Here is a 13,122-nt window from a genome sequence, read left to right as displayed (position 1 = left end):
AGTGACCGGTGTTGGGTCGTGTCAGAACCACTCCCGACGTCAAGGCATCAACCCGGATGCAGATGGAAGTGGCATGGTAAGCCGCTGTCACCCAGCGGTTCGCCTTTCCTGCCGCGGTTTAGCCGGCTTCTGAAACATCAGACCAGCACCGACCAGCAGCGCAAGCTCCACCGCCATCCCCGACATGTGGATGTGCCGGGTGAGTAGGTAGACCAATGCAAGAGCAAGGGTGCTGGCTGCGACCAGGTAGCGAACTCGCACAACTCCGCTCGACGCATCAAACCCTTTGGCGGTGCCGACGATGATGAGCGAGCCCGCCGTTGTCGCCATCCAGACCCAGATCAAAAGGCCGTCGTGCGCAGGAGCGATCAGCCCGATGATTCCCACCAGCGCCAAGGCCAGTGGTTGCCCCCATGCGATGCCAATCCAAAGACGCTGCCAGAGCGGCACAGCGCGGCCCCGATCGCGACGTCGCGCAAGCCAGATCGTCACGCCGCTTGACGTGACAATGCAGAGCGCCAGCCCCAGCAAACCGTAGAGCAACCGCACGGGCAGACCGCCGAACCATCCGAAATGAAGCTGGCCGATCCCCCCCAGCATCCTGGTTCCCAGCACGAGGTCGGCCGGATGCTGGGCCTTCACGACCCTGCCCCTCACGTCGAAGATGGTCGTATCCTGCGGCACCAGTAGACGATCACGTTCCGAGGAAACGGTGACGCGGGCATCGGCACGCCCCGTGCGCTCGATGATGAGCTGGTGTGGTGTTGCGCCACCGCTGCGACGCTGCGCCTCTGCCAGTATTGGATCAAGCGGCGGCAGGGGTGCCGCCACGGCGTTGAGGGCGGGCGGCGCTTCCGTGAATAGTCCGTAGACTTTCGCCGTGTCGCCCCGATAGAGGAGCATGGCCAGGACGCCGACGATCAGCGTGCTTAGCCCCAGCAACGCGCCGGTCAGCGCGATCGCGACATGGAAGGGTAGCGCCCAGATGCCGAGGCGGTTGTGCATGTCCGCTTCCTGCAACCGCCGCGCGCCACCCCGTCGCAGATGGAAGGCATCCTTGAAGATGCGCGGATGCGCGAGAATGCCGGATATCAGCGACGAGAGCAGCGCAACGCCGGTCAAGCCGACGATGAAACCGCCCCAGGCGCGCGGCAGGTGCAGCGCGACATGCAGATCGACAAGGAAGTCAGCGATGGGAGTGCGCCGCTCGGTCAGGTTGCCGTTCCGGTCCGCCACCCATTCGCGGTGTAGTGCCGGAGTGTAGGCGATGATGCTGGCCTTTGCCTCCTCCATTGAGGGCAGCGAGACGTACAGCGTGGCGTGAGCCGGTCCATTCGCCTGCGCGGATCGGACGGCTCGGTCGAGCGCACTTGGCGCAAACGCCGTGATCGAGGGCGCATTGGGCTGCTCCCACTGCGCTATGTCGTGGGCGAAGACGGCCAGCGTGCCCGTCAGGCAGACGAGGTAGATGATCGCGGCGAAGGCGAGGCCAAGGATGCCGTGTCCGCTCAGCACCGCCCGCACGGTGCCCGGCGACAACGGCCAGCCACGCGGCGCATCCTGTTTGACGGCGTTGTTCATACCAGGCCCCGTATAGCCGCCAGAGTGAAGCCGGCGACGGTCGTTCCCAAGAGCACCGCCAGCGAGCGGAGGAGCCGCTGATCGGCGAGCGTCCAGGTCATGGCAAGCGCCCAGACGATCGGCATCAGCAGACCGCCGATAATGATCCGGGTTCGTGGGTCGCCAGGTGCCCAGGTCGCGTAGCAGAACGCGATCCCCATGGCGGCCGTCATGCCGAGTGGCCCTGCCAGCAACGCCTTCAGCCAACCGCGCCACGCCTTCGATGGCCCTTCAAGCGGCTCGGGCGCAAGGCTCGCGCTTCGCCCTGCACGCGCTGCCCGGACTGTTCGCCCCTGGATCACGACGATTAACGCAGCCAGACCGATCCCGGCCACGGCAAGCGCGCTTCCCTTGACCCAGCCGGCCCACGCCGCATCAAGCAGGACGGTGCCCGCGAGCACCGCCCATCCGCCCGCGATCAGGCCGGCACGCTCACGCTGCCGATCCGCCCATGCGCGCCGCAGTATCGCGGCACCGGCCAGTCCACCGATGACGGCGACGAGCGCGGCCAGGGCTGTCACAGATGCAGTTCCAGCCCGGCACCGAACGTCTGCGGATCGCCGACGATGGCGCGAAGACCGTCGGGGGTGCGGTACTGGAGGTAGTCCTCGTCCAGCAGGTTCCGCGCGAAGGCGAACACCGTCCAGCGACCGGCATCATAGCCGAGCCGGGCGTTCACCACCGTGCGGCCGGACACGCGTGCCTGGTTCTGCGCGGTCCCGACATCGGTAAAAACGGCGCCGCGATAGTTGGCGTTGACGTTGCCGACGATGGCACCGACGCGGCCGTTGATCCCGGCCGCCAGCGTCCAGCGGGGCGCATAGGGAAATTGCGAACCGGCCAGGTTGACCGTGCTGGTCGAGCCTGCGGGCAGATCGAAGCGATCGTACTTGGTCCGGACGTAGCCAGCCGAGGCATAAGCGTCGAACATGCGATTGAGGCGGTCCTGCACCTCCAGCTCCCCGCCATAGAGGTGCGACTTGCCGGCGTTCACCGTGTTGTAGTCGTAGGCGTTGAGACCGAAGAAGGCGGTCGTCTGCTGATCCTTCCAATCGACGTAGAAGACATTGGCATTGATCGTCAGGCTGCCGTCCAGCCAGCGCGAGCGCAGTGATCCCTCGTAGTTCCAGCTATATTCCGGATCATAGGCGACCAGCGTCGCGCGCGCCGGGTTCTGGCTGGACCCGCCCGAGCGATAGGCGCGCTGCACGGTGAAGGCGGTGGTCAGATCAGGCGTCCACTCCATGCTAACGCCGGCCTTCGGTAGGAAGGCGTCGAAGCTGCGGGCGTTGCTGGCCCGCGCCGATGCTGCTTGTGCGACTAGGCCGAGCACGCCGCGGTTGATCGCGGTCACCGCCAGGTTGAGCGGCGTGCCAGCCGCGCCGAACGCGGCCGGGCTCGGTAGTGTACCGTTGAAGGTGGCGATCGTCTCCGCACCATAGCGGTTGTCCTCGTGATCGTAGCGGAAGCCGGCAAGCAGCGAGAGGCGATCGGTCACGCGCAGGCGACCATCGCCGAACAGCGCGGCATTCTTCACAAGCAAGGGCTGATCGGCAATGTAGCGGACCGGTATCTGCGGCAGCGCGGTGGCATAGGCCGTCGCGATCTGCCTCGCAGCGGCGGCTGGAAAACCGCCGCTTTGCAATAGTCCAACGATGGTGGTGACAGGCGTCGCGATGTTCAGGCGGTTGTTGGCATCGAGCCCGCCGGAGCGCCGATAGGCCCAGGCCCCCAGCACGCCGCTCAGCCGCTCGCCGTCATAGTTGAGGCGGAGTTCCTGCGTCCACGTCCGGTAGCGGCTATCGTTGCTGATGAATTGCAAGTCGGCGGCCGTGTCGTCCGCATCGGTCTGGGCCAGCGTCGCGGTGCGATTGAACGAGGTGACGCTCGACAATCGCAGACGGGGGGCGATTTCGTAGCCGACGTTCAGCACTGCGATATCGGAGCGGATGTGGCCGAGGTTGGGCTGGTCGCCGGTTGCGCGGCGGTGATCGTAGAAGTCGGGCGTCGTGAGGTTGGTATATTCGTACAGATAGCCGCCATCGCGCCGGACGCGATTATAGCTTGCCTTCACGTCGAGACCAGGCAGCGCTTGCGGCGTCCAGTGGAGCTTGCCGCGCAGGTTAAGCGTGCGCAGGCTGTCGTCGTAACCGCCTCGCGTGACGTTGCGGATGATGCCGCGATCAGCGCGACGTTCGGCCGACAGGCGGATGCCCAGCTCATCGCGGATCAGCGGGCCGCCTGCCGCGGCCGAGAAGGTGCGATCGTTGTGGTCTGTCCACAGAATACGGCCGTCAGCGCTATAGTCGGTGACGGAGGCATCGCGGGTCGTCAGCACGATGGCGCCGGCCAGCGCGTTCAAGCCTTGAATAGTAGATTGTGGCCCGCGCAGGATTTCAACCTGATCAATGTCCCAGAGGTCGGTGGGACCACCGAACAATGCCTGGCGAGGGATGGGCGCCCCGTCCACGTACACGGTCGCAGTATCTGCATTGCCGCCCGCACCTACGCCTTGATTGTTGATGCCGCGGATGGTGAAGCCGGCAGCGCCGTATGTCTCGGAGACGTTGGCGGTGCGATTGTAGACGTCCTGGATCGTCAGGATGTTCTCCTGTCGGATGCGCTCAGGGGTCGTGACCGCGACGCTGGTCGTCGTTTCCTGAAGCGTCCGGTTCGCCTTCTCGCCGGTGACGATGATGTCATCCGGTTGCGTATCCTGCGTCGAGGCGGGCACCTCCTGCGCAAGGCAGGGTGTCGCAGTGATCAAAGTGCCGGTGCAGAGTAGGTAAGCGATCAGTCTCATTGTAGCCCCTTTATTCGAGAGCGCTACGAACGACCGTAATGCGAATCAATAGCAAACTATCTAAAAAGGCAAATCTGCCGGCCCGTCCGGTTTGGAAGCTGGCGGGGCCGTGGGCTGGCTGAGGTTCAGCACCTCCCAACCTACCAACATGAATGGATGGCAGAAGTTGGAGAGCTAAAACGAGGCGGCGAATGTCCGATTCTGGATCCTCGGTACGAGAGGGAAGGGGCTTCAATCGCCCAGTTGCGGACATCGACGTGGTGGAGCAATTTGCGCCGATGCATCAAACCAACTCGATAGCCGGACGGACCAGGCTCGGTTCATTGACGGGAGCCGGCATAGGCGCCGTCATCGCCGCTCCCGCAATCCTAGCAGCCATCATGTCTGGTGGCACCGGACACGGCTCCTACGTCGCGGCACGAGTGCTGTTCCCTTTCTCTATGCTGCTCACGCGGCTTGAGGGAGAGATTGGGCCTGTCGCTATGGGCGCGGGGTTGCTCCAGTTCCCGCTGTACGGTGCGCTGGTTGGCCGAACCGTGACTGTGAAAACCGATCGAGCCGTCTTCTTTGTCGCGGCAGTGCACCTGGTTGCCGGTCTCGCCTGCTTCTCGAACCTGCTCCCCAATTTCTCGTAAAGTGCGAATGGCCGCAATCCAGCCAATCCGGCCAGCCGAATCGCTGCGCCAAGCGCTCGGGAGGCTCGAGCGGCGTGATGAATGAGCGGCCGAAGTTGAGAAGCGCGGAGGGGCGTCTGAGTGACCGATTGTGGGTCGCCTCGGCACGAGAGGGCCGCAAGCGCCCACAGCCGGGCCATGATCCGGACGTCGTCGCTGCCCCGGTCACGTGCCCAGCACGGATCGTCAGCCGTTCAACGGCGAAGCGTCGAAATCAGCTAGCAGGGCAGCGACGTCGTCGTACAGCGCTACAGCGCCGGCATCCCGGAGCGCCTGGTCATTGAACTTGCCCGATCGGACGCCAACGGCTGCGATGCCGCACCTAGCAGCCGCTTCGATGTCGTATGGCGTGTCACCTACGACGATCACCTCGCTGGCGTCGAGCGACGAAAGCTTCTTGAGAGCGGTGGCGAAAATGTCGGGGGCAGGCTTGGTTCTCTCGACGTCGTCCGACGTGGTCGAGACGCTGACGATCTCACCGGCATCCAGCAGCGCGACGTAATGCTCGAGCTCTTCCGATGACGCGGAGGACGCCAGCACGACCTGCCGGCCGCTATCCTTGACCTTCACAAGGAGGTCCCTGGCGTCGGCGAAAGGGGTCACCCTCTCGAGGTACTTCGACTTGAATATCCGCCCGTGCTCCTCGCCCATCCTCTCCTGTTCGGCCTCGTCTGTGTCGGGGAGCAGAGTCGGCACCAGCATGTCGGTGCCTTTTCCGATCTGATCATGAACCGCCCGATCATCGAACGTCGCGCCGGTCCGGTTGAATACCGCCTGCCAAGCCTCAACGTGATAGTCGTTACTGTCCACGAGAGTGCCGTCGATATCGAATAGGACTGCCTTGATGGCCATGGTGTCATCGCTCCTGAGTTGACGCTGCAACGCGCGGCGAACAGCGAACGGCACCACGAGGTAGCCCATTGTAAACTGCTGCGTTCGCTATGCCTCGGACTTTACGTTCACGCGCCGATGACGATGTCGATCTGAACACCGTCCGCGTCGCCCGCAGCGCTGAACGATGGTCCAGGTTCGGAGAAGACCAAAATGCCGGTGAATGATGAAAGGTGGGTCTCACCCGATCGTCGGAGGTTGTCTCCTCAGAACCGCTTTCGAAGTGACACGGTGACGGTCCTTCCGAGCGGGTCGATCAAATCGGTCTGGTACCGGCTGGGGGTAGTCCCGCTGCCGTTCCGCACCTGCTGTCGGGAGTCGAGGAGGTTGGCGCCTTCCAGCCGTAGTTGCAGGTGTTGCGCCCAGTCTCGGCCGGGGAGGAGGCCGGAGACCGGCACATAGGCGGAGAGGGCGACCTGGAAGATGGAGGCGAAACGCAGGTCATTGAGCCGATCATCGCCGCGGATGAGGCGTTCGCCGCCGTAGTAGAGGCCGAGCGTCCCGCCGTAGCCGCGCTTGTTGGCCCCGGCATAAGCATAGCCCGAGAGGCGCGGCGCGTAGCTCCCGATCGTGTCGCCGCTCAGCAGGTCCAGGAAGAAGGCACCTTGGCGGAGCCGCAGCCGGTCTTCGAAGGCGTAGCTCGGGACCAACCCGAGATAGTAGCTCGGCCGCTCGTCGGCGGGCGCGGTCGCGCCCTCGCTTGACGTCGGGGGGGGCCTGCCAATCCGGCCGCTCGAGGTCAGCGTCAGCTGCAGCTTGCGCTGGCGCTCTAGATCGAAGTTGATCGGGCGAAAGGTCACCGAGCGTAGGTGCCCACCGGCATCGCGGATGAATAGGTCTGGTACCAACGCCTCGGCCCGCGGCGTGAGCGTCACCAGCACGCCGGTCTGGTCGCGGATCTGCGTCGCCTCGTACGACGCTCCCAGTCTCAGCTCGCTTTTCTGCCACGGCTTCCAGGTCAGGGCCAGCGACTGCACCGTGCGGCGCTCGGGCAGAAGGGCGGGATTGCCGCGCCGCGACAGCGTCACGACCGTGGTGCGGCCGCTGGCGAGATCGAACAGCGGCGCGTTCTCGAGCGTACGCGGCGGGGCGGATAGCTGCGTCAGATCAGGCGCCGCTCGGCTGCGGCGCAGCGAGCCGATCAGTTGCAGTCCCAGGACAGGCGTCCAGGCGAGCCCGAACGTGTAGTCGGACAGGGTACCGAAGCCCTCGACCTGGCGGACGTTGACCGACGCGTTCGCCGACACGTCTCCGATCGCCGCCAGCACGTTGTTGGCGCGGGAGGTCAGCGGCAGGTTCAGCGCCAGACCGGCCTCGGCTTGATCCCGCTTCAGCCGGAGGTCAAAGGTGTCAACGCCGCGCAGCGAGGAGGCGGCGGACAACCGCGTTGCCTCCAATGTGGCGGTGACGGTCGCGCGGCCGGCGGGCAGGCGGAAGGGATCGTCGCTGGCGACGAGCTTGGCCGCGAGCGTGCGAGTACGCTGCCAGGTTTTATCGGACAGCCGCTTCGCGAGCAGGGCGGAGCTCAGCGGCCCGAAGGGATCAGCTCCCCCGGCGAGCGCGGCCTGCGCGCCGGATAGGTCGATCGCCCGCTCGGTCACACCGTTCTGGATGGTCTGGTTCAGCGCGACAGTCGCGTCCCACTGCCAGCCTGCGAGGGCGCCGCGCAGCGTCGCGCCGACCGCGAGCGTGGTGCGCCCCTCGGACACATGGAGCGGAGTCGCTTCGGTGAGGAAGCGGTTCAGCACTACCGGCCCAGCGAAGGGCAAGTAGCCGCCGCTCGGCGGAACGATCAGCGAGGCGGAAGCCGGTCCCGCCAGCGAGCGATCGCGGCTGTGCTCAAGCGACAGCGACAGCGATGCGCCGAGTGTCGTGCCGACACGAGCGCCCAAAACCGCCTCGCCTTTGATCGTGTCATTGGCGGGCGCGAGCGTGAGGGTGCGTCCATAATCGAACAGGCGCGGGCGATTGGCCGCCGCAGCATAGCCCGCGAGTGTGCCGCGGGCCCCAGCGTCGGCCGGGACCGGCGCGATTGTGACAGGGCTTCCCGCCAGCGTGGAGAGGGCCGGGTCGATCGCATCCCCGCCGAGGCCGGTGACGTTCCCCAGTGCGTCGAATGGAACGTCGGGATCGGGCTGAAGCCTGCGATCGAACCAGTAGAGCGGATCGGAGCGGGTATAGTCCAGATTGGCGGTCAGCCGCGCGTCGTCGCGCAGGCGGGTGTAGCCCGTGCGAGCATTGATCGTCCCGCGCCCGGTCGGCAGCGTCGATCCCAGCGCCGTGCGCGCTTCCACCTGCGTGAAGCGCCGCTTCGTGATGTAGTTCACCACGCGTCGCGACGGTGGAAAGCCGTACCGCAGCGCTGCCGGCTCAGGCAGGATCTCGATCTTCTCGATCGCCTCGGGCGGGAGCGACTGGATCTCCTGATAACCCGAAACGCGTTGCGCGTTGAGCAGAAGGATCGGCGCTGATCCGTCGGCGGCGCGAGTCTGGCCCTGGATGGCGCGGTTCACCTCGTCCAGGCTCTGCGCGCCGAGCGCGGCGATAGCGTCTGCGTCCAGTTCCGCGAGTGGGGCGATGTCGGTGACGGCCGAGCCGCGGCGGCCCACGACGACGATGTCCGGTGCTGCGTCAATGGTGGCAGCCGGCCGCTCGGAAGCTACCTCCTGCGCGAAGGTATCGGTCGCGTGGGACCCGACCCAGCTCACCGCCAGGAGGGATGCCGTCCGGTATCGCCTCACATACCCTCCGTCGGCGACGGTCCGTTCGCCGTCTCCCGGCTCGGCGGTGGCGCGAGTCCGATCAGGCGGCGCCGCATGAAGCGGAGCATCGGCACCTCGATCCAGGCGCGGAACGCCAACGACACGCCGATGGTGATCGCCAGCAGAAGGATGAAGATGACGAAGCGCAGGGCGTTTGACCCGGGCGCGAAGGGCAGCACGAAGGAGAAGACGAGGGGGTGAAGCAGATACACGGCATAGGAAGCTGCACCCAGCGCGAGGACGGGTCGGCTCCGCAGCGTGAACCCTGCGCGCTCGAGCTGCACCAGCCCCAGCACGACCGCCGCGGCAGGCAGACCGAGCGCCGCCACCCGGATCTGGTCGGCAGCGCCGCCGTTTCGCCCGTGTAGGCCGGGTTCCAACAGGTAGAGTAGCGCAGCTGTTACGAGCACCAGTGCCAGAGCCGCGCCAGGCGGAAAAGGCGTGCGTCGCCGATCGACCCACAGGAAGATCGCCAGACCGAAGGCGAACTCGATCAGCAATGGCCAGTCACGCGGGGCCAAGCCGATCAGCCGTCCACCAAACGCCAGCACGAGCAATGCTGCGATAGCGAGGAACGGCGCGCGGCGTGGCCCAGCGCGCAGCGCGCCGGCGTACAGCAGATAGAAGACCAGCTCATAGACCAGCGTCCAGCCGACGAAGAGGAGGGGCGGCCGGCCGTCCGCGCCGTTCAGGAACAGCAGCGATCGGCCGAGCCAGCCGAGCGCGGCCTCAGTGGGCATGGCGATGAGTACGATCACGCCAAACAGGCCGGTCGCGATCCAGTAAGCCGGCAGGACCCTGATCGCACGGTGCATCAGAAAGCCGTGGTGCCCGTCCCTGGTGCTCCACGCGATGATGAAGCCGCTGAGCACGAAGAACAGGTCGACGCCGAAGCTGCCGTAAGGCCACGGCACTGATGCGGCCGGGATCAGCGCGAAGTGGAAGGTGGCGACGCTGACCGCTGCATAGCCTCGAAGGGCCTGCAGATTGTAGAAGAGGTCGGGAGGCGTGGAAGCGTCGCGCTTCGCTGCGGGAGTAGGTGAAGGTGGCATCTGTAGGACGCCTTCACCTCGCCGCATCACGTCGTCTGGCCCGCCGAGTGATCCTGTTCCGCCGCGCCGTACAAGCGACGCAGCAGGGCAATGGCGAGCACGTCGAGCACCAAGGTGAGGACGGGCAGCAAGGCGCAGGTCGGGTCGAGTAGGACCAGGCCAGCCGACGTAGCCAGCGTGAGGGTCGTCGCCGCGCCGAACCGCTGTGCGGCAGCCGTTCGCGTCCAGTCCCGCTCCGCCGCGAACCATGCGGCCAGCACGTCGCTGGCGATACGCAGCAACACGATCAGCGTGAGTGCCGGCATTGCGGCGGCGTTGCCGGCGTTCAGCCAAGGCATGAGCATCTGACTTCCCGCGAACGAGCCCATAGCGTCGGCGTAGTAGGGGGAGAGGTAAGGATAGCCGGCGAGCACACCGGCCAGCAGCAGCGCCGCCGCGGGTAGGATCAATCCCAGCACTAAGGTGTAGCTGGCCAGGACGAGTCGCCCTTCGACGTGGGCCGGCAGTTCGCGCCACGCCGTCAACAGGCAGCCAGCGGCGAAGGAAAGGCCTTGGCCTTCCGCCATCGCCTCTTCCAGTTCGGCTTCCATCGCCAGCGTCCAGCCACGGCGATTCGGACCCAGGCTCGCGGTCGCCACCGCCATCACCATACGCGACAGCGAAGCGCTCATGCCGGGAGAGCCGGGAGACGAGGCAGCGGGAGATCGTTCGTCGCACCGCGCGCCAGCGCCACCCCCTGTGCGGTCAGTCGGTAGGCGTGACGCGGCGGCCGTCCCATCACGATCGGCTCGCGCCATTCCGCCTCGACCAAGCCCTGGTCCGTCATCCGCATGAGGAGCGGGTAGAGCGAGCCTGATTTCAGCCCTGTGACCTTCATCAGTTCGTAGCCGTGTATCCAGTCCGGTGCCTGCCCGAGCAGCGCGAGCAGGAGCGCGTTCATCTGCGGTGAGGGACGACGAGAACGAGCCATGCAGCGCTGATACATATGTAGAGTTACAACTGCAAGCCCGCTGACCTCACCAGTGGTCGGCGTCCGCTATCAGCAAGTTCATGGGCCACCACGCGCTCTCGATGGCGTATGAAGGAACGTCCGTTCTTTATAGGTAAGGTGGACAGGCCTGAGCTCTCCGCTTGGAATGGGCGGGGACCGCAAGCGCCCAGTTGTAGACGTTCAGTGATCCAACCACGCTTCCGCATACTTGACGCGACCTGTCACGTGATCGAGTGCGCCCGGCACGAGCGGAGCGATCATGCAGTTTTCGTCGGGCGCGTCGAACGGCAGGGTAACAGGATACAGGCTCAATCGTTGGTAGCCAAACTGCGTGTAGTAGTCGGGTATGCCGACCAGCACGATGCTCTGGAATCCAAGTTGGGCAGCCTTCTTATGCGCCGTCCGAACCAGTTGCTTGCCTACTCCTAAGCCTTGGTAAGAAGGAACGACGGATAGGGGGGCGAGTCCGAGCGTCGTCACAGCCGAACGATCACTTACGATGTGAGCCCGCGTCATGAGGATGTGCCCAACCGCTTGATCCTCGAAGCACGCTACAAGCGAGAGCTCGGGAATGAACGCGTCGCTTTGCCGCAATCGCTCAACCATAAGGTGTTCGCGACGATCGCTGTAGGCGACGTCGGCGTACGCGCGGATTATCACGTCAGCAATCATCGGCGCGTCGTTGCAACGCTCAGCGCGAACGGAGGTCGACGGCCTCATTATCGAGCTATACGTCCGCTTCGGCGGGATGAGCAACCCTGAGCAGACAGGCAACTAACCTGCCAAGAGCCGACCAGGCCGACGGCTTTGCGGCGTGTCATGCGTGTCGACCGCGATGAATGGGCGTCCGAAGTTGGGAGCCGTTCAGGGTGCCGGGAGCGACCGGTTTTGGGTCATGTGCGAGGAAGGCGAGATGCCCTCTTATAGTTAGCTCGATCACGTGATTGAGAGGAGCTCCAGCGCCGCCGCGTTGTGCTCCGAGCTGCTTCTGCTGCCCGCCGGAGCAAGCGGCCTGACAACCTGATCAAGATCAACGTAACGCGTCCGCGATCCCGCTAATTCAGGTAAGTGAGCGAGATCAATCCTAGGTCGGCGCCGCGTGCAAAGGCGCTTCCGCTCGCCATCTGTGTGCCTGTCCGCAACGAAGCTGCGGTGCTCCCGCAGTTTTTTGTCGCTTTAGAGCGGCTGGAGCGAGTGGGCATTGCTCCTCGGCTTTGCCTGCTGCTCGATAGCTGCGATGACGCAAGCCTCGCCTTGGTGCGCGACTATGCCGCCAACGCCTCGATGCCGGTGATCGTCGAGGAGGTGGCAGCACCCGACGCAAACGCGGGCCGCGCACGGCACCTTGCCATGATGCTGGGCGACCACAGCCTGCACGGCGAGGGCGTACTGCTCACGACGGACGCGGATAGCATCCCTTCGCGCGACTGGCTGCAGACGATAGCGGCCGGCTTGAGCGAGGCTGATGTAGTGGCAGGAAAGGTGGTGCGGACCGTCACTCGATCGAACCCGTTGCTGGACCGCCTGGAGGCCTATTACGACGCGCTTCACGCACTGCGACGCTCACTCGATCCGGTTGATTGGGAGGGAAAGCCAACGCATCATTATGCGAGCGGCGCGAACCTCGGGCTGCGTGTCGGCAGCTACCGCAGCCTCGGCGGCTTCCAGCCGCTGGCGAACGGAGAGGATGGACGATTGGTTGACGACGCGGCGCGTGCGGGTCTGCGCGTGCGGCGCGATGCGACGTGTGTCGTCCACACCTCAGACCGCCGCCTCGGCCGCGTCGCGCATGGATTAGCCGGCACGCTTCGCACGCTCGATCGCGATGGAGAGGCGATCGACGTAGCCGATCCTCGCGACGCCGCTTGGCAGTACCGCGGTCACGGGGTCGCACGCCTGGCCTTTGCTAAGGCCGACTTCGCTAGCCTGGCAGTCGCCGTCGGACTGACAATCGACCATCTCGTCGGCGTCGCCCGCGACTGTCCCAACGCAGAGTCCTTTGCCATGCGGGTCGTGCCGACCCCGCCGGGTGGGATGCGGCGGGTGTCGTTGGGGATCGCCGAGGCCGAGCTGGCAGCGATCACCGCTGGGCGGCGCGCGGCATGAGCGACCTGCGCCGCGCTCTGGCTGCCCGATCGACGCTGTTGCCCGGCCTCGCGGATCCCGCCGATGCCGATACGCTGCTGCGCTTACTCCGCCTTCTCTACGACGTCGGCCGAGCCGACCTGCCGCTTGGGCGACTGCTGGAGGGGCATGTCGACGCGTCGCAGATCATCCACCGCTACGGCGATGCGGCACAGCGTGCCCGCGCGGCCGCGGCGGTCGCTGG

Annotated in this window: 11 protein-coding genes and 1 pseudogene; 3 read left to right on the top strand and 9 right to left on the bottom strand. The window is 65.6% G+C overall.

From position 1 onward, the window contains the following. Positions 1-87 precede the first annotated feature (87 nt). Genes FHY02_RS22320 through FHY02_RS22310 form a run of 3 tightly spaced genes read right to left on the bottom strand, consistent with a single transcriptional unit; the run spans position 88 to position 4,423 of the window. Positions 88-1,581 carry a PepSY domain-containing protein gene (locus FHY02_RS22320; RefSeq protein WP_183926523.1) on the bottom strand — a complete coding sequence of 498 codons (1,494 nt, stop codon included), beginning with the start codon at positions 1,579-1,581 and terminating at the stop codon, positions 88-90. After that, positions 1,578-2,141 (bottom strand): hypothetical protein, encoded by a 564-nt coding sequence (locus tag FHY02_RS22315; protein ID WP_183926521.1) that lies wholly within the window; start codon positions 2,139-2,141, stop codon positions 1,578-1,580. The genes FHY02_RS22320 and FHY02_RS22315 overlap by 4 nt, the downstream gene beginning before the upstream one ends. Beyond that, positions 2,138-4,423: a TonB-dependent receptor gene (locus FHY02_RS22310; protein WP_183926519.1), complete on the bottom strand. Its 2,286-nt coding sequence runs from the start codon at positions 4,421-4,423 to the stop codon at positions 2,138-2,140. Before FHY02_RS22310 ends, FHY02_RS22315 begins: the two co-directional genes overlap by 4 nt. Positions 4,424-4,680: 257 nt before the next feature. Here FHY02_RS22310 and FHY02_RS22305 point away from each other — a divergent pair, with 257 nt between their 5' ends. Further along, positions 4,681-5,058, top strand: coding sequence for a hypothetical protein (locus tag FHY02_RS22305; protein ID WP_183926517.1), 378 nt, complete (start codon positions 4,681-4,683; stop codon positions 5,056-5,058). Positions 5,059-5,283: 225 nt separating this feature from the next. On the opposite strand, the gene FHY02_RS22300 is transcribed toward FHY02_RS22305, so the two are convergent. The 6 genes from FHY02_RS22300 to FHY02_RS22275 all read right to left on the bottom strand — a co-directional run bounded on the left by FHY02_RS22300 (position 5,284) and on the right by FHY02_RS22275 (position 11,513). Beyond that, the gene (locus FHY02_RS22300; RefSeq protein WP_183926515.1) at positions 5,284-5,949 is read right to left on the bottom strand and encodes an HAD family hydrolase; all 666 of its coding nucleotides are present in this window, start codon (positions 5,947-5,949) and stop codon (positions 5,284-5,286) included. Positions 5,950-6,194: 245 nt separating this feature from the next. Beyond that, entirely contained in the window at positions 6,195-8,696 is a 2,502-nt protein-coding gene (locus FHY02_RS22295) for a hypothetical protein (protein ID WP_183926512.1), read from the bottom strand. Positions 8,697-8,725: 29 nt separating this feature from the next. Then, a complete protein-coding gene (locus FHY02_RS22290; RefSeq protein WP_183926510.1) occupies positions 8,726-9,829 on the bottom strand; it encodes an acyltransferase in 1,104 nt (367 codons plus the stop codon). After that, positions 9,829-10,473, bottom strand: a complete 645-nt coding sequence (locus FHY02_RS22285) for a hypothetical protein (RefSeq protein WP_183926508.1) — start codon at positions 10,471-10,473, stop codon at positions 9,829-9,831. The genes FHY02_RS22290 and FHY02_RS22285 overlap by 1 nt, the downstream gene beginning before the upstream one ends. After that, positions 10,470-10,742 carry a PadR family transcriptional regulator gene (locus FHY02_RS22280; RefSeq protein WP_183926507.1) on the bottom strand — a complete coding sequence of 91 codons (273 nt, stop codon included), beginning with the start codon at positions 10,740-10,742 and terminating at the stop codon, positions 10,470-10,472. Before FHY02_RS22280 ends, FHY02_RS22285 begins: the two co-directional genes overlap by 4 nt. 231 nt (positions 10,743-10,973) lie before the next feature. Continuing rightward, positions 10,974-11,513: a GNAT family N-acetyltransferase gene (locus tag FHY02_RS22275; protein ID WP_183926505.1), complete on the bottom strand. Its 540-nt coding sequence runs from the start codon at positions 11,511-11,513 to the stop codon at positions 10,974-10,976. 348 nt (positions 11,514-11,861) lie between these two features. On the opposite strand from FHY02_RS22275, the gene FHY02_RS22270 reads away from it, so the two are divergent. Then, the gene (locus FHY02_RS22270) at positions 11,862-12,899 is read left to right on the top strand and encodes a glycosyltransferase (RefSeq protein WP_183926503.1); all 1,038 of its coding nucleotides are present in this window, start codon (positions 11,862-11,864) and stop codon (positions 12,897-12,899) included. Next, a pseudogene (locus FHY02_RS22770) lies at positions 12,896-13,122 on the top strand (acyl-CoA dehydrogenase); the annotation flags it as partial. The gene FHY02_RS22270 and the pseudogene FHY02_RS22770, both read left to right, overlap by 4 nt.

Origin of the sequence: Sphingomonas sp. BK069 (assembly GCF_014193405.1) — a bacterium.
In the GTDB taxonomy this organism is placed as follows: Bacteria; Pseudomonadota; Alphaproteobacteria; order Sphingomonadales; family Sphingomonadaceae; genus Sphingomonas.
This window is presented reverse-complemented; position numbering and strand designations above follow the sequence as displayed.

What these genes read in the sequence shown, in the direction of transcription:
- FHY02_RS22275 (WP_183926505.1), bottom strand. Translation starts at nt 11,513, where the DNA reads ATGAGGCCGTCGACCTCCGTTCGCGCTGAGCGTTGCAACGACGCGCCG.
- FHY02_RS22280 (WP_183926507.1), bottom strand. Translation starts at nt 10,742, where the DNA reads ATGAACGCGCTCCTGCTCGCGCTGCTCGGGCAGGCACCGGACTGGATA.
- FHY02_RS22300 (WP_183926515.1), bottom strand. Translation starts at nt 5,949, where the DNA reads ATGGCCATCAAGGCAGTCCTATTCGATATCGACGGCACTCTCGTGGAC.
- FHY02_RS22290 (WP_183926510.1), bottom strand. Translation starts at nt 9,829, where the DNA reads ATGCGGCGAGGTGAAGGCGTCCTACAGATGCCACCTTCACCTACTCCC.
- FHY02_RS22285 (WP_183926508.1), bottom strand. Translation starts at nt 10,473, where the DNA reads ATGAGCGCTTCGCTGTCGCGTATGGTGATGGCGGTGGCGACCGCGAGC.
- FHY02_RS22310 (WP_183926519.1), bottom strand. Translation starts at nt 4,423, where the DNA reads ATGAGACTGATCGCTTACCTACTCTGCACCGGCACTTTGATCACTGCG.
- FHY02_RS22320 (WP_183926523.1), bottom strand. Translation starts at nt 1,581, where the DNA reads ATGAACAACGCCGTCAAACAGGATGCGCCGCGTGGCTGGCCGTTGTCG.